Origin of the sequence: Lentzea sp. NPDC051208, assembly GCF_040682435.1 — a bacterium.
Lineage (GTDB): Bacteria > Actinomycetota > Actinomycetes > Mycobacteriales > Pseudonocardiaceae > Lentzea > Lentzea kristufekii.
The window spans coordinates 1-21,752 of sequence record NZ_JBFBAW010000013.1; the positions used below are offsets into that span (position 1 = coordinate 1).

A 21,752-nucleotide genomic window follows, 5' to 3' on the forward strand; every position below is an offset into this window, starting at 1 on the left:
CGCGACCTCACCGCAGACCTGCGCCGCCCCTGGGAGAAACCCCGCTCAGCCCAACGACTGAGCCCGGCACGGGTCCGCCGGGGATTTCGGAACCTGCGCCCACAACTCACCTGTCCGGCCGCTGTTCCGAAACCCTCCCGCCCCGGCCCAGGACGCCCCGCCGGACAACCCAACCACCAGCCCGCAACACGACACGACGTCCACACCATCACCAGCACCAACAAACAGAAACCCCAGCACGGCAACAAGAAGAAGTCCACCAACCCGAGACCCCGCCGAACAGGTTAAAACTCAAGCTAGCAGCTCCTCCACGGCCTTGTTGAAGACCGCGGGACGTTCCAGGTTCGGCATGTGGGCGGCGCCGTCGACCACGACCAGTGTCGAACCCGGAACGCGCTCGCTCATGTACTGCGCCGCGCTGACCGGGGTGTACTCGTCCTCGCTGCCGACGATCACCAGCGTCGGCACGGTGATCGCGGTGAGCGTCTCCGTGTAGTCCGGCCGTTCCGCGCGGCCGCGCAACGCCGCTGCCGCGCCTTGCGGTGGCGCGTTGTGCATCAGCCCCGCGACGAACTCGCCGGCCTCGGGGTTGTGCGGCGCCACCATCTTCCACTTCACCTCGGTGGCGTAGCCGGACATGCCCTCGCGCAACAGCCTGTCGGCCATGTCGTTGCGGACGCGGCGGCCTTCCTCGGTCTCGCCCTGGGCGAACGTGTCGGCGAGGATCAGGCCGCGCAGGCGCTCGGGGAACGTGCGCGCGAACTCCATGACGATCTGCCCGCCCATCGAGAGGCCGCCGAGCACGACCTTCTCGATGCCGAGGTGGTCGAGCAGTCCGGCGATGTCGGCCGCGAAGACGTCCAGCGGCGTGATGCCGGGCACGACGGTGGTCTCGCCGTACCCGCGCAGGTCCGCTGCGATCACCCGCCATCCGCCGGTGCTGAAGTGCTCGACCTGCGGCCGCCACATCGTGCGGTCGAAGGGATGGCCGTGCACCAGCACCAGCACGTCGTCGCCAGTGCCTTCGTCGTCGTAGCCGATCGTGATGCCGTTGACGCTCGCGGTGGTCATGATCCGACCCTAGCGCCGGGAGGCCGCTTCCTGGATCACCTTGCTGAACCGGGAGGCGGCCTCGTCGGTCGTGAGCTTGAAGCCCAGCGACGGCTCGGTCAGTTCCAGTTCGAGCAGCAGCGGCTCCCCGCCGGGACCCTCGACCACGTCCACGCGGGCGTAGAGGAAGTCGCCGCGCTGCAACGAGAGCAGCTCCGCGGCGACGTCGAGCACCTGCTCGGCGAGCGCGACCTGGCGCGGCGAGGGTTCGATGCTCCCCAGCCGTTCCTCGACGTAGAGCCCCGACTCGGCCTCGGCGAGGCCCTGGGCCAGCATCGGTCCTTTGTGGAACGAGTGGGAGTACTCGCCCGCGAAGAACACCAGCGCCGTCTCACCGTGGGCATCCACACTGGACTGGTACGGCTGCACCAGCGCGGTGACGCCGAGGGAGTCGAGGTGCGCGCGGGCCGCGGCGTGGTCGGTGAACCGGCCGGCACCGCGCGACCCCGCGCCGACCGCCGGCTTCACCACGAACTCGCCGTCCGGGAAGACCGGCTCCTCCCCCGGCCGCACGACCGCGGTGGGCACGACGGGGACGCCGTGCGCGGCGAGCTCGGCCATGTACGACTTGTCGATGTTCCAGCGGACCACCGGCAGCGGGTTCGCGAGGGTGGGCACGCCGGAGCACCACGCCAGGAACTCGTCCAGGTGGTCCGGGTAGTCCCAGGTCGTGCGCAGGACGACGAGGTCCGCCTCGACCTCACCGCCCCACGGCCGCCACTCGACGTCGACGCCGTCGCGCCGGAGGGCGGCGACGAGCGACTCCTCGTCACCGTCTCCCTCAGGCAGCCGGTCGCACGAGGCGAGCACGACCCTCATGACTGCATCGTGGCCATCTTGCGGCGGTGGGCGGGGCCGATCTTGGTGGCGGCGGTCGTCTCGCGGTCCCATTCGGCCTGTTCGACGTCGTCCGCGGCCTCGACGGCCTTGGTGGCGGACTCGACGTCCTTCACCATCACGTCGCCCATGGCGCCGTCCGCGCCGACCAGCACGATTCGCGCGCCCGCCCGGCCGATCGGTTCGACGACGGCCCTGACCGGCGTGCCCGGCTTGCCGTGGGCCTTCACGAACTCGGCGATGCGCTTCTGAGTGGTGTGATCAGACATCCCCACACTGTAAAACCAGCGGGTAGCTTCGGTCGGGTGACCACCGACACGCTCACGTCGTTCCTCTCGTGGTACTTCGACCGCCACCCCGCGCACGCCGCGGGAGTCGGCTCGCTGGAGCACTACTCGACGTTCGGGGACTTCTCCGCGGCGGCGTTCGAGCAGCGGGCCGGGGAGAGGGAGACCTGGCTGGCGCGGCTGGAGGCGTCGCCCAGGTCGGTGGACCGCGATCTCGCCGTGTCGGTGCTGCGCGGGGCGTCGGCGATGGACGCGTGGCCGGGCTGGCGGCGGGACCCGCACGAGTACACCGGGATGATCTTCTTCGGACTGCTGGGGCCGTTCCTGCACGGGTTGCTGCCCGAGGCCGATCTCGTCACGTCGACCGTCGCCAAGCTGCGCGAGGTGCCGTCCGTGCTCGCCGCCGCCGAGGCGAACCTCGACGCGTCGCTGGCGTCGTCACTGGTCGTGCTGCGCACGCTCGGGCAGGTGCGGACGGGGCGGGCGTTCCTGCTGGACCAGCTCCCGCAGCAGGTGTCGTCGCCCGAGCTGCGCGCGACGCTGGCCGAGGCGGCCGGCCCCGCGGCCGACGCGTTCGACCGGCACGCGGTGTTCCTGGAGGACCTCGCCGTGCGGGCGTCCGGCGACTGGCGGATGGGCGAGAAGCTCTACTCGGCCATGTTGCAGGACAAGGAGTTGCTGGGCTACGGCGCACCGGAGCTGCACCAGCGCGGGCAGGACGCCTACGCGGCGCTGGAGGCCGAACTGGTCGAGCTGGCGGGGTCGCCGGACTGGCGTGCGGTGATGAGCTCGTTGCAGGACGACCACCCGCCGACCCTGGAGGCGATGCGCGCCGAGTACGAGGCGGAGACCTCACGAGCACGCGCCGCGCTGGTCGAGCACTCGCTGGTGACGATGCCCGAGGGCGAGGAGTGCCAGGTCGTCGGGTCACCGCCGTTCCAGCGGGCGATCATGGCGGTCGCGAGCTACCTCGGGCCGCCGGCGCTGACCTCGAAGCGGACCGGCTTCTTCTTCGTGCCGTTCACGCCCGACGGCGCGTCGGACGAGCAGATCACGCAACGCCTGCGCACCAACTCGCGGTCACAGCTGCCGACGATCTCGGTGCACGAGGCCTACCCCGGCCATCACTGGCACTCGGCGTGGCTGGCGGCGCAGGGCCCGGCGCACCCGCTGCGCAAGGTGTTCCGGACGTCGTACTTCTCCGAGGGCTGGGCGCTGTACTCGGAGAAGCTGCTGCGCTCGGTCGGGTACTACACCTCCCGGGGCGCTCTGATGAGCCACGTCGAGGCGCGGCTGTTCCGGGCGGCGCGGATGATCGTCGACACGGCGTTGCACTGCGGCGACATGACCCCCGGCGAAGCCGAGTCGTTCATGGTGGCGCGCACGGCCCTGACACCGGGCACGGCGGCCGGTGAGGTGAAGCGGTACTGCGCGTGGCCGACGCAGGCGCCGTCGTACCTGACCGGCGCGTTGGAGATCGACCTGATCCGCGACGAGTACCTGGCCGCGGGTCTCGGCTCGTTGCGCGACTTCCACGACCGGATCGCGGGGTCCGGCGCGCTGCCGCTGGGGCTCGCGCGCCGGGTCGCTCTCGGCGAGGAGGACTAAGCGGGCGCGTAGGCGCGGCCCGCGGCCGTCAGCGCCGTACCGGTGGACAGACCGGTAGGGCTGGTCTTGGTGGACAGCGTGAACCACGCGTACCGCTCCACGAAGGACAGTCCGTCGAGCATCCTGGTCGAAGCGGTGATGAACGCGGTCTGCTGTTGCTGGGTCGGGTAGACCGCGCGGCCGGAGCGCCAGTCGATCAACGCGTACTCGGTGAGCCAGATCGGCTTCTGGTAGCGGTTGTGGACGTTGCGCAGGTACGACTCCAGGTGTCCGGTGGCCTTGTCGGAGAAGTCCTGGCCGTACCAGTGGATCGGGATGAAGTCGACGCGGAGGTTGCGCGCCTTCGCCCCCGCCATGAACCGGTCGAGCCAGCCGCCCGCGACGTCACCGCCGAACGCGACCCCCGGCGCGCCGAGCCTCAGGCCGGTGCCCTGCAGGCGTGGCCACAGGTCCAGCGCGCGTTCGACGGTCATGTTCGCCTGGCCCGCCATGTCGGGTTCGTTGAACCCCAGCAACTGCCGGCCGTTGGCCTTCGCCGTGGCGAGCTCGGCGTCGGTGACGTTGGCCGCGCCCCAGATCATGGGGACGAACTCGGCGTTGCTCTGGATCCCGCGCCGGTCCGAGGCCCACGTGTAGTACCAGCGGGCGTCGAGCGCGGTCATGGCGGCGCCGGCCGGGCCGGGGTCGTCGGCGGCGTTCACGCCCTTCTTGGCGGAGGCGGCGTGGGATGGAAGCGCTCCCACGACGAGCAGCAACGCGATCAGCAGCAGGGATGTTTTTCGCATGGACCGGTCATACCCACGCCCGGCGCTGTCTGTCGCCGTGGTAGCACCGCAAGCAGCCGGGCGAAGCGAGACCGATGCCCTCATGCTGGAGGGACGCGGCGGATTCCCATTCGGTGGAAGCGGGAACATCGGGCTCATGGCCTGAGTTGACCGGGTTGAGTCGATCAAGGAGGACAGATGCCCAAGGCAGTGGTGGTGCGTTCGGCCGGTGGCCCCGAGGTGCTGGAGCACACGGACGTGCCGTCGCCCGTGCCCGGTGACGGCGAGCTGCTGGTGAAGGTGAGCGCCGCGGGCGTCAACTACATCGACACCTACCAGCGCAGCGGCCAGTACCCGCTGCCGTTGCCCACCGCCCTGGGACTCGAGGGCGCCGGCGAGGTCGTGACGAGCAACTCCGCGGACTTCGCCGCCGGTGACAAGGTCGCGTGGATGGGCGTGCTGGGCAGCTACGCGTCCGAGGTCGTGGTGCCGGCCGCGTCGGCGGTGCGGGTGCCGGACGGGATGGACGTCGAACTGGCCGCGGCCTCACTGCTGCAGGGCATCACCGCGCACTACCTGGTCCACTCGACGTACGTGGTGAAGGAAGGCGACCGGGTGCTGGTGCACGCGGCGGCCGGCGGCGTCGGCCTGCTGCTGACGCAGTGGGCGAAGTCGAAGGGGGCCACCGTGATCGCGACGGTGTCGACCGACGAGAAGGAGGCGCTGGCCCGTGAGGCCGGGGCCGACCAGGTGCTGCGGTACGGGGACTTCGCCTCGCAGATCCCCAAGGTCGACGTCGTCTACGACGGGGTCGGCGCCGACACCTTCGACCAGTCGCTGGCGTCGCTGAAGCCGCGCGGCATGCTGGCCCTGTTCGGGGCCTCGTCCGGGCCGGTGCCGCCGGTGGACCCGCAGCGGCTCAACGCGGCCGGGTCCGTGTACCTGACGCGGCCGTCGACCGGGGCCTACCTGCTCGACCGCGCCGAGCTCGACTGGCGGGCGTCCGACCTGTTCTCCGCCATCACGTCCGGCGAGCTGAACATCCGGATCGGTGGCCGGTACGAGCTGGAGGAGGCGGCGCAGGCGCACATCGACCTGCAGTCGCGCAGGACGACCGGCAAGCTCCTGCTCCTGCCCTGAGTCCGACGCGGAACGGCCCCCGGTGCTCCGGGGGCCGTTCCGCTTTTCGGATCAGGCGGCGGGGGTGACCTTCACGCCGTCGATGACGAACACGAGCGTCTCGTTCGCCTTGATGCCCTGACCGCCCTGGCCGTAGCCCTTGTCCGGCGGCACGATCAGCAGGCGGCGGCCCTTCTCCTTGAGACCGACGATGCCCTCGTTCCAGCCGTCGATGACCTGAGCCTGACCGACGTTCTCGACGTCGAACGGCTTGCCGCGCTGGAAGGAGCTGTCCAGCACCTTCTTGTCGGAGAAGGTCGTGAGCTGGTAGTTGACCGTGGCCGTCGTGCCCGCCTTCACCTCGGCGCCGGTGCCCACCACCAGGTCCTTGATGATGAGCTCGCTGGTGGGCTTGCAGCTCGGGATCTCGACCTTGGGCGCCGCGCCGAAGTCGCCGGTGACCTTGAAGTCGTCGGCCTTGCAGGGGTTCGTGGGCGCGGCGGCGGTCGGCGCCGATCCGCCGGCCGAGGGCTGGGCCGACCCGGCGCACCCGGCGAGGCCGGTGGCCGCGAGCGCCACAGAAGCGATGAGCAGGACGTTACGCATGGTGGGTGAGCGTATTCCGACGGGTGTGAGCGGCGTGTAGCAACCCGCGCGGCCCTTCGGAGCACGACACCCGGCACGGGTGCATGTGGGTGGGGTGGTCACCCTCATCCGACACGTTCGGGGGCCGCGGCGACGGGGCGTCACCGAAGTGCACGAGTACAGGTCGCCGACTGCGCTCACGGGCGCTTATTCCGGTCGGGAATGTCGCACGAATAGCAGCTTCCTTATCTTTTGACCGACGCGTACAGTAACTCCTCGCACTTGATCGGACACCCAGCGCATTCGTCCGTTCGGGTAGCGGCCAATCTGGTGATCCGGGAGGTGGCACACGTGTCCGCGGAGGCCGGAGGCATCCGCAGCAACCTGATCCAGGAGTTGTTCTGGACTCGGACCGGGTTGCTCCTCCTCATACTCGTGGTGACGTCGGGTGCGTCGCTCGCCATTTCCAGTCAAATGGATTCCGGGGCACCGAGAAACCTGCTGACGGCCCTGGGTACGGGCACGCTCATTTCGGCGGTGGTGAGCTTCACGCAGACGCTGATCACGTCGAAAGCGGCGCAGAAGGCTCTGCTGGCCCCGGTCATCGAGGAGAGCCGCAAGGCGCTCAAAGAGCTCACCGAGGAGTACCGGGCACTCGACCGGGAGTTCTTCCCCAGTCACGTGTTCGAGCCGACCGCCAAGCCGGACCCGGTGTTCAACCAGCTGATGATGCAGGACCTGGAACGGACGCGGCTGTACTGCTTCCGCGGGTTCGCCGGCCGGTACGCGGCGGGCCGGGTGCTGCTCAGCCAGACGGAGTGCGAGCTCAGGGCCGTGCTGGCCGACCCGCGCGACGACAACGCGATCAGCGGGCGCGCGCGGTACCTGCTGCGCAACGAGGGCGCGGACGGCGACTACGACGAGATCCAGGAACGGCTCAAGGAGCAGATCGGGATCGGGCTCGTCGGGCTCTACGCGGCTCGCAGCCGGTGCACGAGAATCGACGTCACGATCGTTTCGGATCCGCCGCTCGACCGGCTCGAGTTGTTCGACGACTCCGCGTGGCTCACGCTCTACAGCAACACCGCGGGAGTGCTCAGGCCGTATCCGCGCACGCTCAGGTTCACCGAAAGTTCGTTCCTCTACGCGATGGAACGCGCGGAGTTCCTGCGCATCAGCAATTCGAAGGCCGGCTACCACTTCGCCATCACGCCGGGGACGACGCGAACCGACTTCATGGCGTTGTTCGAGAAGATCACCGGCGAGACTCTCACCCAAGACGGCTTCACGGAACTCGAAGGCAAGTTCCACGCATTCCGTCGCGAATTCTCCGCATCTGCTCAGTTGAGGAGCTGATCGATCTTGCTAGCCGAGTTCACCGGGTTGTCCGCGCTCGAGGAGCTCGCCGCCCGGGTGAAGCGCGCCGAATTTCCCGTCGAGGACCACTGGGCCGACGTCGGCACCTGGTTCACCGACTGGGCGGCCCGCCCCGAGCTGCGCAAAGAGCTGCGCGCGTACATCGCCGGGCTCACACCCCAGCAGGCGACCTGGGTGATCGCGCACTCACGCGAGACGACGACGCATTTCGCATGGTGCCTCCGCGACGAGGCCGATGAACCGTTCACGTTCTGGCTGCACGAGTACAAGCCGCTGGCCGACTGGCGCGCCGGGTACGCCGACTCGGTGCACAACCACCGCTACCACTTCTGCACCACGATCCTGAGCGGCGCCTACCTGCACGAACATTTCGACGCCCGGCTCGGCATCGGCGGCCGCACCATCGTCGGCACAGAACTCACCAACCGCACCCAGTGCACCGAGGGCGCCACCGGAACGATGCTCGCGCACGAGTTCCACCGCATCCCGCGAGCAGCAGACGGGACCATGACGTTCCTGGTCAAGTCACGTGCCGTGAACCCGTGGAGCCTCAGCTACGACCCTGACACCGGAATCAGCCACCGCCACGTGCCGGTGGAGGACCGGCTGGAGGATCTGACGAACCACCTCTGAAGCCCCGCCGGGGGCACCGCGACACGCCTACCATCAGCCCACCTTGTCAGGAGGGCTGATGATGCGTACGCGCACGATGATCCCGAGGTCTGTCATAGCGGACGTGGAGCAGCGCGTGAGGCGGCTGTGCGAGGACCTGGCCGCGAAGCTGCAGTTCCACGGGTGGCACCACGTGAGCTTCGTCCGCGACAAGTCCGTGCACTTCGCCGAACGCAACGGCGCCGCACGGGACGTCGTGGAGGTCGCCGCACTGGTGCACGACCTGAACTACATGGTCCGCCGCAACTCGCTGCCCACGGACGGGGCGGCGTTGCGCCGGAAGGTCCTCTTCGTCGCCGGTGTCTCGCAGGGCGACATCGAGTGGATCGAGCGGATCGTCGTCGAGGCCGAGATGCGCACCCGCTCCCGCGACATCTCGCTGGAGGCGCAGGCGCTGTCCGACGCGGACACGCTGTTCAAGGCGCTGCCGGTCACGCCGGTCGTGCTGGCGCACAAGTACCTGCAGGAGAACGGCATCACCCTGCGCGAACTCGCGTACAAGATCGTGGGCGAGCAGGTGGGCAAGGCCGACGAGGGCTACTACTTCTACGACTCGGAGGCCGCCGCGACCTACACGAAGTGGGCCGAGACGAACCTCCTGCTGTGGAAGTGCATCGTCGAGTCCCTCGACGACCCGTGCGTCGAGGACCTGCTGACCAAGATGGCTTCCTGAGCACGTTCTGAAACTCAGCGAGCAGGCGTGAGGCCCACGGTCTGCTGCAGCGGCATCGTCACGCCGACAGCGGTGAACGCGAGTTCGCGAGCCGCACGCCGGACGGTGAGCACGCCGAGATAGGAGTGCACGGTCGAAGCGCGCCGCAGGTCGACATACGCCTCCACGGCGACGTCGACGATCAGGTCACCCGGCACGCGATCACCGAAGCGGCGGACCAGTTCGCCGACCGCTTGCCGCAGCTGGGCTTCCGAGTTCAGCATGCCCTGGTAAACGCCCAGTCGCCGCCCGCGGTTCAGCGAGCCCGGAGATCGGCACTTCCGTGCAGCGCGTACGCGAGCCCCAGGACGTTGCCGCGGCTGAGCATCTCCCACCGGACCTGCCGCAACGCCTCGCCGGCGCTGATCCCGGCGGCCAGCCGGGAGAGCAGCATGCCCGTCACCCAGCCGGCCATGTCCTGCGGTACGGCGACCTCGGGGCTGATGACGCCCGAAGCGCCGTGCTCGACGAACGAGCGCACCAGGCCGTTCATCGGTGTCGTGCCCACCACCAACGGCTTGCGCACGGGCCAATGCGGCTGTGGCCACACGCCCTCGTTGTCCCACCGTGCGATCTCCTCGGCGTCGAGGAAACCCTCGCGGAAGTGCAGGTGCACGACGTCCATGACTTCGTCCGCCAGCGCCCGTCCCAGCTCGGCCGGGCTGACGTACGCCGACGTCACGGACTCCGGCGGAACCTGCGACATCAGCTCCGTCACGTGCCGCTCGGTCAGCGACCGGTCCATCCCGGCGTCGACGGCCATCGCCACCTCGAACGGCCACGGGCGCGGCAGGATCCGCTGCACGAGCGGTCCGACGGGGTGTTCCAGCACACTGGACAGACCCCAGAACCCGAAGGGGCACAACACGTTCCCGCTGTGATCGGGCACCGGGCAGTGCGCGGGCACCTCTCCCCCGGCGCCGAACGGCCCGAACTGCCCGACCGAGGGGCACAACCGGTGCGGCCCGTCGGCGAACGGCAGGTCGTAGATCATCGGCCACCGCACCGGACCGGACGCCGCGGACGCCACCATCACCCCGGCCGGGCGGCCCGTCACCCGCGCCGCGTGCCGGACGGCGTCGGCCGGTCCGTTCTCGCCGAACAGCCGTGAGTACGCCGCCGCGCCCTGCCGGGCCAGGAAGGCGAGATCCGCGCAGTAGGCCGGGAAGTCCTTGCCGTACCAGGGATCCAGCCCCGACGACTCGGGCAGCGACAGCACGGGGCCGGCCAGGCTGATCCACGACGGCACCCCTCCCGCCGCGACCAGCGCCCGGTCGCCGAGCTCCAGGACCGACACCGCGCGCGGGGCCGGGAGATCCGCGAACGTGCGGGAGAGCTTCAGGCGCGGCACCGAACGCGGCTCACCCGCGCCGACGGGCAGCACGACCTGCTGGACGTGCACCGGCACCACACCGTGGTAGACGACCAGCTCACCGGTCCAGGGCACGGCGGCGTACGGCGTGGTGACCTCGAAGCTCACCCACGAACTGGGCCCCTCGGCCGGCAGCACGAACGACTCCGACTGCCCCGGGCGGCCGGACATGCTGAGCACGGCGCGCAGCTCCAGGTCGGCCGGCAGGACGACGGGATGAGCCCCGACGCGCGCCCACACCTCGTAGTCCGCGCCCGGCCGCAACGCCCCGGCGATGCCCTCGGTGGCTCCGGGCAACGCGACCATGACCGTCACCGCGCGGTCCGCGACCACGGGCGGCGCGGGCAGGGTCGTGTACGTCATCCGCCCGCGCCGTTCCAGCTCGCGGAACTGCCAGAGGACGTCCTCGACCCGTGCCTCACCACCACCGAGCGGCGCGGCGAGGACGACGTGCGGCGCGCTCCACCCCATGACCACCGACGCGGTGTCCACGCCGGACACCCAGGTGTGCACGGCGGTGAAGAGGACGACCGGCCGGCCGAGCGCGCGCAACGACGCGACCACGGGAGCCGAGTCCCACGAGCGCGTGTCGTGCAGCGCCACCACGTCGCCGGGCACGTCCGAGAGCGACGGCAGCGACGAGGCCGACGAGAAGTGCCGGAGGTCGAGCACCGCGAACCTCAGGACCCGCACCTGGGTCGCGACCGCGGTGGACGTGGCCGATCCGACGGCCAGCCCCCGGCTGACCTGCGCCCACCCGCCCGGATCGGTGAGCACGACGAGCGAGGTGGCGGGCGTCAGCGCCGCGACGAAGTCCAGTGGTGAACCTTCACCACCGGTGACGGTGAACTCAACGGGCGCCACAGCCGTACGACTGGAGGTGCAGCTAGAACGGCCAGCCCAGCACCGGCAACCCGACGACGGCGTCCACGGCGAGACCGCAGAACACCAGCATCAGGTAGAGGTTCGACATGTGGAAGAACTTCATGGTGTTCGTGGACCCGCCGCGGCGGACGACGTTGTGCAGCTTGTGCGCGAAGACGGCGAACCACACGCCGGACAGCGCCGCGATCGCCACGTAGATCCAGGAGGTGACGGGCGCGAGGGCGAGCGTGCAGACGACGGTGATCCAGCTGTAGATCACGATCTGCCGCGTCACCTGCTGAGCTGTCGCCACCACGGGCAGCATGGGCACGCCTGCTCGGGCGTAGTCCTCCTTGAACTTCATCGCGAGGGCCCAGGTGTGCGGCGGGGTCCAGAAGAAGATGACGCCGAACATGACCAGGGCCGGCCACTCGACGGTGCCCGTCACCGCCGACCAGCCGATGATCACCGGCATGCAGCCCGCCATGCCGCCCCAGATGATGTTCTGGGAGGTGCGGCGCTTGAGCACCAGCGTGTAGACGAAGATGTAGAAGAGGATGGTCGCCACCGCGAACGCGGCCGACATCAGGTTGACGAAGATCCAGAGGAACGCGAACGAGACGATTCCGAGCACCACGCCGAAGATCAGGGCGTTGCGCGGTGGAATGGCGTTGTGCGCGAGCGGGCGGCTCGCCGTCCGCTTCATGACCGAGTCGATGTCGGCGTCGACGAAGCAGTTGAGGGCATTTGCCGACCCCGCGGCGAGGGTGCCGCCGGTGAGGGTGCAGGCGATGAGCCACAGGGGCGGCAGGCCGTGCTGGGCCAGGAGCATCGCGGGGATCGTGGTGATCAGCAGGAGCTCGATGACCCGCGGTTTGGTGAGCGCCACGTAAGCGCCAACAACCTGGCGAGGCGACCTGGGGGCCTCGAGGACGGCACTCATCGCGGGAACGCTCCTCGTGTTGAGACAGGTGTGAAATCCAGCGACTGATGGTAACCGCGTAAAGAATTCACAGCCCGTTCGGGTGCTGGTGTGCCCCGGCACACACGTGCCTGAGACCTTTCAGAGCAACTTCTGAATCTCTCAGGACTAGGCTGGCCGGAGGACGTGGGAGAGACGCGGGTGAGGCTCTTCGGGATCGATTCCGAACGAGCTGGGCACCCGCCCTAGCGACAAGTTTGGAGCTGTAAGTCCGTGACCGTCACCGACGACATCGCCCGGCTCACCAAGGCCGATCTGCCTGACGACTGGACCGACCTCGACAAGCGCGCCGTGGACACCGCGCGCGTGCTCGCGGCGGACGCCGTGCAGAACGTCGGCAACGGCCATCCCGGCACGGCGATGAGTCTCGCACCGCTCGCGTACACGTTGTTCCAGCGCGTCATGCGGCACGACCCCGCGGACGCGGACTGGATCGGCCGCGACCGGTTCGTGCTCTCCGCCGGGCACTCCAGCCTGACGCTGTACGTCCAGCTGTTCCTGTCCGGCTATGGCCTGGAGCTCGACGACCTCAAGCACCTGCGCAAGTGGGGCTCGAAGACGCCGGGTCACCCGGAGCACGGCCACACCAGGGGTGTCGAGATCACCACCGGCCCGCTTGGCTCGGGCCTCGCCGCCGCCGTGGGCATGGCCATGGCCGCCCGCCGCGAGCGCGGCCTGTTCGACCCGTCGGCCGCGCCGGGCCAGAGCCCGTTCGACCACCACGTCTACGTGATCGCCTCCGACGGCGACATCGAGGAGGGCGTCACCTCCGAGGCCTCGTCCCTCGCGGGCACGCAGCAGCTGGGCAACCTGGTCGTCTTCTACGACGACAACAAGATCTCCATCGAGGACGACACGACGATCGCGCTGTCCGAGGACACCGCGAAGCGCTACGAGGCCTACGGCTGGCACGTCCAGGTCGTGGAGTCCGGCGAGAACGTCAAGGGCATCCTCGAGGCGGTCGAGAAGGCCAAGGCCGTCACCGACAAGCCGTCGTTCATCCTGCTGCGCACGATCATCGGCTACCCGGCGCCGAACAAGCAGAACACCGGTGCCGCGCACGGTGCCGCGCTGGGAGTCGACGAGGTCAAGGCCACCAAGGAGATCCTCGGCTTCGACCCCGAGCAGACCTTCGAGGTCGCCGACGAGGTCCTGGCGCACGCCCGCGAGGTCGTGAAGCGCGGCGAGCACGCCAAGGCCGAGTGGCAGAAGTCGTTCGACGCGTGGGCGTCGGCCAACCCCGAGGCCAAGCAGCTGCTGGACCGCCTGGTCGCGCGCGAGCTGCCCGAGGGCTGGGACGCCGACCTCCCCGTGTACGAGGTGGGCGGCAAGGAGATCCCGACCCGCAAGGCCTCCGGTGAGGTCATCAACGCGCTGGCCAAGCACCTGCCCGAACTCTGGGGCGGTTCGGCCGACCTGGCCGAGTCGAACCTGACCACGATCAAGGGCGCGAAGTCCTTCGGTCCCGCGGAGATCTCCACGGGCATGTGGAGCGCCGACCCGTACGGCCGCGTGCTGCACTTCGGTGTTCGCGAGAACGCCATGGGCATGATCCTCAACGGCATCGCGCTGCACGGCCCGACCCGTCCGTTCGGTGGCACGTTCCTCGTGTTCTCCGACTACATGCGTCCCGCGGTGCGCCTCGCGGCGATCATGCAGGCCGCCGTCACGTACGTGTGGACGCACGACTCCATCGGCCTGGGCGAGGACGGCCCGACGCACCAGCCGATCGAGCACCTCGCCGCCCTGCGCGCGATCCCGGACTTCGCCGTGGTCCGTCCCGGTGACGCCAACGAGACCGCGTTCGCCTGGAAGGCCGTCATCGAGCAGCTCGGCCCCGTCGGGTTGGCGCTGAGCCGGCAGAACCTGCCGATCCTGGAGGGCACCTCCGCGGAGGGTGTGAAGCGCGGCGGTTACGTGCTCTTCGGTGACGAGAACCCGGAGATCGTGATCATCGGCACAGGCTCTGAGCTGCAGGTCGCCGCCGAGGCCGGGAAGGTCCTGCAGGGCGAGGGCGTTGCAGTGCGTGTGGTCTCCATGCCGTCCATCGACTGGTTCGAGAAGCAGGACGCCGAGTACCGCGAGTCGGTCATCCCCTCGTCGGTCAAGGCGCGCGTCGCGGTCGAGGCCGGCATCGCGCAGCCGTGGTACCGCTACGTCGGCGACAACGGCGAGATCGTCTCGATCGAGCACTTCGGTGCCTCGGCCGACTACCAGGTCCTGTTCAAGGAGTTCGGCTTCACGACGGAGAACGTCGTCGCCGCCGCACGCCGTTCCCTTGACAACGTGAGGGGTAACAAGTGAGCAAGCCGAATCTGGCCGCCCTGTCCGGCGCCGGTGTCTCCATCTGGCTCGACGACCTGTCCCGTGAACGGCTCACCAGCGGCAACCTGGACGAGCTGATCCGCGAGTGGAACGTCGTCGGCGTGACGACGAACCCGACGATCTTCGCGGGCGCCCTGTCGAAGGGCGAGTCCTACGACGAGCAGGTGCGGGAGCTGTCGTCGCGCGGCGCCGACGTCGAGGCGACCATCCGCGAGGTCACCACGACCGACGTGCGCAACGCGTGCGACAAGTTCCGCGACATCTACAACTCGACCGGTGGTGTGGACGGCCGCGTCTCCATCGAGGTCGACCCGCGCCTGGCGTTCGACACGGACAAGACCGTGGCCGAGGCGCAGGACCTGTGGAAGACAGTCGACCGGCCGAACCTGCTGGTGAAGATCCCCGCCACCGAGGCGGGCATCCCGGCCATCACCAAGGTGATCGCCGAGGGCATCTCCGTCAACGTGACGCTGATCTTCTCCGTCGAGCGGTACGAGAAGGTCATGGAGGCCTACGTCGCGGGCCTCGAGCAGGCCAAGGCGAACGGCCACGACCTGCGCTCGATCCACTCGGTCGCGTCGTTCTTCGTGTCCCGTGTGGACACCGAGATCGACAAGCGGCTCGACAAGATCGGCACGGACGAGGCGACCGCGCTGAAGGGCAAGGCCGCTCTCGCCAACGCGTGGATCGCCTACGGAGCGTTCGAGAAGACGTTCCAGGGCGAGCGCTGGGAGGCCCTCAAGGCGGACGGCGCGAACGCGCAGCGTCCACTGTGGGCGTCGACCGGCGTGAAGGACCCGAGCTACTCCCCCACGCTCTACGTCGACCAGCTCGTCGTCTCCGACGTCGTCAACACGATGCCGGAGAAGACGCTGCAGGCAGTCGCCGACGCGGGCAAGATCACCGGTGACACGGTCACCGGACGCGCCGCTGAGGGCCAGGAAGTGTTCGACAAGCTCGCCGCCGTGGGAATCGACCTCCAGGACGTGTTCGTCGCGCTGGAGACCGAGGGTGTCGAGAAGTTCGAGAAGTCCTGGGAAGAGTTGCTCGAGACGGTGAAGAACCAACTGGCTCAACTGAAGGGCTGATACCCAAGTGACCTCCGTCGAAATCGTGAGGTCACCGAACGCCGACCAGGTCAGCACCATCGCTGCTGACCTGGTCGCGGATTCGGTGCCGAGCAAGCTGACCGCGCAGGACCCGACCCTGTGGGGGCCGGAAGCCGAGTCCGAGGCGAGCATCCGCCTCTCCTGGACGACGTTGCACGAGTCGTCCCGTGCACTGCTCCCCGAACTCGTGGCGCTGCGCGCCGCACTGCACGCCGAGGGGGTCGACCGCGTCGTCCTCGCCGGCATGGGCGGCTCGTCGCTGGCCCCCGAGGTGATCACGCGGACCGCGGGCGTGCCGCTGGTCGTGCTGGACACCACCGATCCCGCCCAGGTCGCCGACGCTCTCGCCGGTGATCTCGAGCGCACGGTGATCGTGGTGTCGTCCAAGTCCGGTGGAACGGTCGAGACCGACAGCCACCGCCGGATCTTCGAGAAGGCCTTCACCGACGCCGGCATCGACGCCGCGTCGCGCATCGTGGTCGTCACCGACCCCGGCTCGCCGCTGCAGAAGGCGTCCGAGGAAGCGGGCTACCGCAAGGTGTTCCTGGCCGATCCGAACGTCGGTGGCCGTTACTCGGCGCTGACGGCGTTCGGCCTGGTGCCGTCCTACCTGGCCGGCGCCGACGTCGAGGCGCTGCTCGACGACGCGGCCGAGGTCGCGAAGGTCGTGTCGCAGGACTCCGCGGACAACCCGGCGGTCGTGCTGGCCGCCGTCTTCGGAGCCGCGCACGCGCACGGCGCGGAGAAGATCATCTTCGCCGACACCGGGTCCGGCATCGCCGGCTTCGGCGACTGGGCCGAGCAGCTCATCGCCGAGTCGACCGGCAAGAACGGCACCGGCCTGCTGCCGGTCGTCGTCGAGGGCCCCGGCGCTCCCGGTTTCGTGGACGCGCGCACGGACGCCACCACCGTCGCGATCGGACCGGCCACCGGGTCGGCGAACATCGCGGTCGAGGGCAAGCTGGGCGCGCAGTTCCTGCTGTGGGAGTACGCGACCGCGCTCGTCGGCCGGGTGCTCGGCATCAACCCGTTCGACCAGCCCGACGTCGAGGCCGCGAAGAAGGCCTCCCGCGCGCTGCTCGACGCGCCGGCCGTCGCCGCCACCGTCCCGTCCTTCGTGGACGGTCCGGTGCAGGGTCACGGCACCGACTGGGCGCCGCGCGAGGTCCACACCGTCGCGGAAGCGCTTGCGGCGATCGTTGAAGTGGCGCCCGAGCACGGCTACATCTCGGTTCAGGCGTACTTGGACAGGATCGACGACGCGTCGTTCGAGCTGCTCCGTGCGGAGATCGCGAAGAGGACGCACCTGCAGACCACGTTCGGCTGGGGTCCGCGCTTCCTGCACTCGACCGGCCAGTACCACAAGGGCGGTCATCAGAACGGCGTGTTCATCCAGATCACCGGCGAGTCCGGTGACGACCTGGAGGTGCCCGGCCGTCCCTACACGCTGGCGCAGCTGCAGCTCGCGCAGGCGCTCGGCGACGGTCAGGTCCTGGCCGAACACGGTCGCCCGGTGCTGCGTCTTCACCTCGAGGACCGCATCGCCGGCTTGGCCCAGCTCGTCGAGGCAGTCCAGGAGGACGGCTCGTGACCACATCCGCCAAGTGGCACAACCCGCTGCGGGACCCGCGCGACAAGCGCATGCCCCGCATCGCGGGCCCGAGCGCGCTGGTCATCTTCGGTGTCACCGGTGACCTGTCGCGCAAGAAGCTGATGCCCGCGATCTACGACCTCGCGAACCGGGGTCTGCTGCCGCCGGGCTTCGGTCTCGTCGGCTTCGCCCGCCGCGACTGGGCCGACCAGGACTTCATGAAGGTCGTGCACGACGCGGTGAAGGAGCACGCGCGGACGCCGTTCAACGAGGCGGTCTGGGCACAGCTCGCCGAGGGCATCCGGTTCGTGCAGGGCACGTTCGACGACGACGCGGCGTTCGACAACCTCGCGTCGTGCCTCGCGGCTCTGGACGCCGAGCGCGGCACGGGCGGCAACCACGCGTTCTACCTGTCGATCCCGCCGGGCGCGTTCCCGACGGTGGTCAACCAGCTCAAGCGCGCGGGTCTCGCCCAGACGGCACCGGACCAGTGGCGCCGCGTCGTCATCGAGAAGCCGTTCGGCCACGACCTCCGCTCCGCCAAGGAACTGAACCGCACGGTCAACGAGGTCTTCCCCGAGGAGTCGGTGTTCCGCATCGACCACTACCTCGGCAAGGAGACCGTGCAGAACATCCTGGCGCTGCGGTTCGCGAACCAGCTGTACGAACCCATCTGGAACTCGAACTACGTCGACCACGTGCAGATCACCATGGCCGAGGACATCGGTCTCGGTGGCCGCGCCGGCTACTACGACGGCATCGGCGCGACGCGCGACGTCATCCAGAACCACCTGCTGCAGCTGCTCGCGCTGATCGCGATGGAGGAGCCGGTCTCCTTCAAGCCCGCCGACCTGCGGGCGGAGAAGGTGAAGATCCTTTCGGCGACGCGTCCCGCGGAGCCGTTCGAGGAGACCACCGCGCGCGGTCAGTACACCGGTGGCTGGCAGGGCGGCCAGAAGGTCCCGGGGCTGCTCGAGGAGGGCGGTTTCTCACCCGAGTCGAAGACCGAGACGTTCGGCGCGATCACCTGCGAGGTCAACACCCGCCGCTGGGCCGGGGTGCCGTTCTACCTGCGCACCGGCAAGCGCCTGGGCCGCCGCGTCACCGAGGTGGCCGTCGTGTTCAAGCGGGCGCCGCACCTGCCGTTCGACGACACGGCGACCGAGGAACTGGGCCAGAACGCCCTGGTCGTCCGGGTTCAGCCGGACGAGGGCGTGACGATCCGCTTCGGGTCGAAGGTGCCGGGCAACACGATGGAGGTCCGCGACGTCACGATGGACTTCGGTTACGGCCACTCGTTCACCGAGTCGTCGCCGGAGGCCTACGAGCGGCTGCTGCTGGACGTCCTGCTCGGCGAGCCGTCGCTGTTCCCGAAGAACGACGAGGTCGAGCTCTCCTGGGAGATCCTGGACCCGATCCTCGACTTCTGGGCGCGCAAGGACGAACCCGCTCTCGAGAAGTACAAGGCCGGAACCTGGGGCCCGCCGTCGGCGGAGACGATGACCGCCAGGACCGGAAGGCAGTGGAGGCGTCCGTGATCATCGACCTGCCCTCGACCACCACCTCCCAGATCAACTCGCGGCTGGTCCGGCTGCGGGACGAAGGCGGTGCGACGACCCTCGGGCGCGTGCTGACCCTCGTCATCGTGACCGAGGACGGCCAGCGCACCGACGCCGCGATCGACGCGGCCAACGACGCTTCGCGTGAGCACCCGTGCCGCGTGATCGTCGTGGCCCGCGGCGCGCGCCAGGCGGCACCTCGCCTGGACGCGCAGATCCGCGTCGGTGGCGACGCCGGAGCCTCGGAAGTTGTTGTTTTGAGGCTTTATGGGGAACTGGCCAAGGAAGGCGCCTCGTGCGTCATGCCGCTGCTGCTGCCGGACACCCCGGTCGTGGCGTGGTGGCCGTTCGACGCGCCGGTCTCGCCGTCGAAGGACCCGATCGGCCAGCTCGCGCAGCGTCGCATCACCGACGCCGCGGCCGAGAAGAACCCGATCAAGGCCCTGGAGTCCCGGCGGGCGCACTACGCGCCGGGCGACACGGACCTGGCGTGGACGCGGCTGACGTTGTGGCGCGCCATGCTCGCCTCGTCGCTGGACCTGCCGCCGTACGAGAAGGTCGTGGACGCCGAGGTGACCGGTGAGGCCGACTCGCCGTCCACGGACCTGCTCGCCGCGTGGCTGACGGACCGGCTGAAGGTTCCGGCCAAGCGGTACAAGGCGACGTCGGGCGAAGGCATCGTGGAGGTGCGGCTCGGCCGTCCCTCCGGCGCCGTCGACCTGCTGCGCCCGGACGGCAAGGTCGGCACGCTGACCCAGCCGGGCCAGCCTTCCCGCCGGGTGGCGCTGCAGCGTCGTTCGGTGCGCGACTGCCTCGCCGAGGAACTGCGCCGGCTCGACCCGGACGAGGTCTACGCGGCGGCGCTCAGGTCGCTCGCGAAGGTCGTGAAGGGCCGCACGCCGTCGCCGAAGGACGAGGCTCCCGCCCCGGCCCCGGCGGAGGCCACCAACGGTGCCGCTCCCAAGAAGTCGAAGGCGAAGGCCGGTTCGTGAGCAACCCGCAAGTCGTGGTGCACCGCGACGGCGACCTCCTGGCCGCCGCCGCGGCGGCCCGCCTGGTCACCCGCATGGTCGACGCCCAGGCCGCGCGCGGCTACGCGTCCGTCGTGCTGACCGGCGGCCGCACCGGCACCGCCGTTCTGGAACACCTGAACCGCAACGCCGCGCGGGACGCGGTGGACTGGTCTCGCGTCGACCTGTACTGGGGCGACGAGCGCTTCCTGCCTTCGGGGCACCCGGACCGCAACGAGACCCAGGCACGTGCCGCGCTGCTGGACCACGTCCCGGTGGACCCGTCGCGGGTGCACGTGATGGAGCCGTCGGACGGCAAGTTCGGCGACGACCCCGAGGCGGCCGCCGAGGCCTACGCCGCTCTGCTGGCGTCGGTGGCCCGGCCGGAGGACCACGGCGACGTGCCCGCGTTCGACGTCTGCATGCTGGGCGTCGGCGAGGAGGGGCACGTGGCGTCGGTGTTCCCGGACTCTCCCGCTGTGCACGAGAAGGAGCGTTCGGTCGTCGCGGTGCGCAACTGCCCGAAGCCGCCGCCCACGCGCGTGTCGCTGACGCTCGCGTCGGTGCGGTCCGCGCAGGAGGTCTGGCTGATGACCACCGGTGAGGCCAAGGCCGCCGCGGTGGCCATGGCGCTGAGCGGTGCCGGCGAGGTGCGCCTGCCCGCCGCCGGTGCCACCGGTCGCCGCCGGACGTTGTGGCTGCTGGACTCGGCGGCCGCCTCCGCGGTGCCGGCTCTGTTCAAGCCACCGCTGGCTTAGTGGTGACGGCCCCCAGGCTCCGGCCTGGGGGCTATTTCTTGTTGTGCAGCCTGCTGATGCGGTGCGCGCACGACGGGTGCGACGCCAGCATCCGCGCCCGGAGCCCGGCCCTGGCCCGTTGCTCGTCGTGCCCTTCCTTCACCCACCGCTGCAACACCTCCAGCAGCAACGGCCCGTACCCGAGCTCGGCCGCGACCCGGTCCGCGTGCAGCTCCGCGCGCCGGCTCGACAGCGCCAGCAACGGCGCGATCACCGGCACCAGCACCAGCCACGGGCTCACCACGAGCGCCGCCGCCGCGAGGACGACGACGAGCGCGATGCTGATGGCCCTGGCCCCCGAAGTGCCGATCGCACTCCCCACCGCGTGGATGACCACGCCGGCCATGACGACCAGCCACACGGTCCACCGCGCCGGCAGCTCGTACCACCACCGCAGCAACGAGATCTTCGTGTGCCCGGCCAGGTGGTGCCCGACCTCGTGCGCCAGCACCGCTTCGAGCTGCGGCCCGGGCAACCGCAGCGCCGCCGTCGAGACCCCGACGACGTGCCCGCCGACCGCCATCGCGTTGATCTCCCGGGAGTTCTGGATCCGCAGCCAGAACCTCCGCGGATCCACCCCGGCCGCACCGCACACCTCGTCCAGCAACGGGTTCAGCAGCTCGCTCTCGGTCGGCGTCGGCCTGCGCAGCCGATGAGCCACGACCGCCAGAACCTTGTCGGTGGCCGGCACGAACACGATCACCCCGGACACCAGCCACACCACCGGCACCAGCCACAGCGTCCCCGGTGTCACGGCCTTGCCGGCGAGGCCGACGATCAGCAGGCTGCTCAACACCGTGGGGACCCCGAGCAGCAGCTCGGCCACGGCGGAGAGGTCGAAGCGTCGTCGAGCCCGGTGCACCGGCATCACCTCGCCGCCCCAGGCTCGCAGCGCGCTCCCGTTTGTGTCCAGCCGATTCGCCCGTCCTGCCCAGTGTGGTTGGCTGGGTGATTGACGGCGAGGGGCCGAGCCGTACATCCGTGAGGTGGCAACGGAGGACTCACCGGCACCCCGGCAGGTCGACCTCGAGACCTTGGGTTCTGATCTTGGCGCGGAGGGCAGGGCCCCGCC

20 protein-coding genes are annotated in these 21,752 nt (G+C 69.7%); 11 read left to right on the forward strand and 9 right to left on the reverse strand.

The features are described from left to right. Positions 1-291 precede the first annotated feature (291 nt). The 3 genes from AB0M48_RS28775 to AB0M48_RS28785 are packed head-to-tail and all read right to left on the reverse strand — an operon-like array spanning position 292 to position 2,216. Positions 292-1,071, reverse strand: coding sequence for an alpha/beta hydrolase (locus AB0M48_RS28775; RefSeq protein ID WP_363847839.1), 780 nt, complete (start codon positions 1,069-1,071; stop codon positions 292-294). 9 nt (positions 1,072-1,080) lie between these two features. Continuing rightward, complete coding sequence (locus AB0M48_RS28780) at positions 1,081-1,929, reverse strand: hypothetical protein (protein WP_363847841.1); 849 nt, start codon at positions 1,927-1,929, stop codon at positions 1,081-1,083. After that, positions 1,926-2,216 carry a hypothetical protein gene (locus AB0M48_RS28785; protein ID WP_363847844.1) on the reverse strand — a complete coding sequence of 97 codons (291 nt, stop codon included), beginning with the start codon at positions 2,214-2,216 and terminating at the stop codon, positions 1,926-1,928. Before AB0M48_RS28785 ends, AB0M48_RS28780 begins: the two co-directional genes overlap by 4 nt. Before the next feature lie 36 nt (positions 2,217-2,252). On the opposite strand from AB0M48_RS28785, the gene AB0M48_RS28790 reads away from it, so the two are divergent. After that, positions 2,253-3,842, forward strand: coding sequence for a DUF885 domain-containing protein (locus AB0M48_RS28790; RefSeq protein ID WP_363847847.1), 1,590 nt, complete (start codon positions 2,253-2,255; stop codon positions 3,840-3,842). Here the strand turns inward: AB0M48_RS28790 and AB0M48_RS28795 are convergent. Beyond that, positions 3,839-4,627: a glycoside hydrolase family protein gene (locus AB0M48_RS28795; protein WP_363847850.1), complete on the reverse strand. Its 789-nt coding sequence runs from the start codon at positions 4,625-4,627 to the stop codon at positions 3,839-3,841. The genes AB0M48_RS28790 and AB0M48_RS28795 overlap by 4 nt on opposite strands. Before the next feature lie 177 nt (positions 4,628-4,804). On the opposite strand from AB0M48_RS28795, the gene AB0M48_RS28800 reads away from it, so the two are divergent. Beyond that, positions 4,805-5,746 (forward strand): quinone oxidoreductase, encoded by a 942-nt coding sequence (locus AB0M48_RS28800; protein WP_363847853.1) that lies wholly within the window; start codon positions 4,805-4,807, stop codon positions 5,744-5,746. Between the two features lie 51 nt (positions 5,747-5,797). Here the strand turns inward: AB0M48_RS28800 and AB0M48_RS28805 are convergent, their stop codons facing one another. Beyond that, on the reverse strand, positions 5,798-6,331 hold the full coding sequence (locus AB0M48_RS28805) for an FKBP-type peptidyl-prolyl cis-trans isomerase (protein WP_363847856.1): 534 nt from the start codon (positions 6,329-6,331) through the stop codon (positions 5,798-5,800). 330 nt (positions 6,332-6,661) lie between these two features. Between AB0M48_RS28805 and AB0M48_RS28810 the strand changes: the two genes are divergently transcribed. From AB0M48_RS28810 to AB0M48_RS28820, 3 genes are read left to right on the forward strand one after another with little or no spacing between them, the layout of a single operon-like run. Next, positions 6,662-7,666 (forward strand): hypothetical protein, encoded by a 1,005-nt coding sequence (locus tag AB0M48_RS28810; protein ID WP_363847858.1) that lies wholly within the window; start codon positions 6,662-6,664, stop codon positions 7,664-7,666. Positions 7,667-7,672: 6 nt separating this feature from the next. Continuing rightward, on the forward strand, positions 7,673-8,320 hold the full coding sequence (locus tag AB0M48_RS28815; protein ID WP_363847860.1) for a hypothetical protein: 648 nt from the start codon (positions 7,673-7,675) through the stop codon (positions 8,318-8,320). Between the two features lie 58 nt (positions 8,321-8,378). Continuing rightward, the gene (locus tag AB0M48_RS28820; RefSeq protein WP_363847863.1) at positions 8,379-9,032 is read left to right on the forward strand and encodes an HD family phosphohydrolase; all 654 of its coding nucleotides are present in this window, start codon (positions 8,379-8,381) and stop codon (positions 9,030-9,032) included. A gap of 14 nt (positions 9,033-9,046) precedes the next feature. Here AB0M48_RS28820 and AB0M48_RS28825 read toward each other — a convergent pair whose 3' ends face one another. From AB0M48_RS28825 to AB0M48_RS28835, 3 genes are read right to left on the reverse strand one after another with little or no spacing between them, the layout of a single operon-like run. Then, positions 9,047-9,295, reverse strand: coding sequence for a three-helix bundle dimerization domain-containing protein (locus AB0M48_RS28825; protein ID WP_363847866.1), 249 nt, complete (start codon positions 9,293-9,295; stop codon positions 9,047-9,049). A 32-nt stretch (positions 9,296-9,327) separates the two neighbouring features. Next, the gene (locus AB0M48_RS28830; protein WP_363847869.1) at positions 9,328-11,307 is read right to left on the reverse strand and encodes a hypothetical protein; all 1,980 of its coding nucleotides are present in this window, start codon (positions 11,305-11,307) and stop codon (positions 9,328-9,330) included. Between the two features lie 22 nt (positions 11,308-11,329). Continuing rightward, positions 11,330-12,250, reverse strand: a complete 921-nt coding sequence (locus AB0M48_RS28835) for a heme o synthase (protein ID WP_363847872.1) — start codon at positions 12,248-12,250, stop codon at positions 11,330-11,332. A 252-nt stretch (positions 12,251-12,502) separates the two neighbouring features. Here AB0M48_RS28835 and tkt point away from each other — a divergent pair, with 252 nt between their 5' ends. The 6 genes from tkt to pgl are packed head-to-tail and all read left to right on the forward strand — an operon-like array spanning position 12,503 to position 20,641. Next, on the forward strand, positions 12,503-14,593 hold the full coding sequence (gene tkt, locus AB0M48_RS28840; RefSeq protein ID WP_363847875.1) for a transketolase: 2,091 nt from the start codon (positions 12,503-12,505) through the stop codon (positions 14,591-14,593). Continuing rightward, positions 14,590-15,702 (forward strand): transaldolase, encoded by a 1,113-nt coding sequence (gene tal, locus AB0M48_RS28845; protein WP_363847878.1) that lies wholly within the window; start codon positions 14,590-14,592, stop codon positions 15,700-15,702. The genes tkt and tal overlap by 4 nt, the downstream gene beginning before the upstream one ends. 25 nt (positions 15,703-15,727) lie before the next feature. Then, positions 15,728-17,314: a glucose-6-phosphate isomerase gene (locus AB0M48_RS28850; RefSeq protein ID WP_363847882.1), complete on the forward strand. Its 1,587-nt coding sequence runs from the start codon at positions 15,728-15,730 to the stop codon at positions 17,312-17,314. A gap of 50 nt (positions 17,315-17,364) precedes the next feature. Then, the gene (gene zwf / locus AB0M48_RS28855; protein WP_363848536.1) at positions 17,365-18,852 is read left to right on the forward strand and encodes a glucose-6-phosphate dehydrogenase; all 1,488 of its coding nucleotides are present in this window, start codon (positions 17,365-17,367) and stop codon (positions 18,850-18,852) included. After that, complete coding sequence (gene opcA / locus AB0M48_RS28860) at positions 18,849-19,865, forward strand: glucose-6-phosphate dehydrogenase assembly protein OpcA (RefSeq protein WP_363847885.1); 1,017 nt, start codon at positions 18,849-18,851, stop codon at positions 19,863-19,865. The genes zwf and opcA overlap by 4 nt, the downstream gene beginning before the upstream one ends. Beyond that, positions 19,862-20,641 carry a 6-phosphogluconolactonase gene (gene pgl, locus AB0M48_RS28865; RefSeq protein ID WP_363847888.1) on the forward strand — a complete coding sequence of 260 codons (780 nt, stop codon included), beginning with the start codon at positions 19,862-19,864 and terminating at the stop codon, positions 20,639-20,641. The genes opcA and pgl overlap by 4 nt, the downstream gene beginning before the upstream one ends. 31 nt (positions 20,642-20,672) lie before the next feature. Here the strand turns inward: pgl and AB0M48_RS28870 are convergent, their stop codons facing one another. Continuing rightward, positions 20,673-21,542 carry a M48 family metalloprotease gene (locus AB0M48_RS28870; protein ID WP_363847891.1) on the reverse strand — a complete coding sequence of 290 codons (870 nt, stop codon included), beginning with the start codon at positions 21,540-21,542 and terminating at the stop codon, positions 20,673-20,675. Positions 21,543-21,752: the final 210 nt, after the last annotated feature.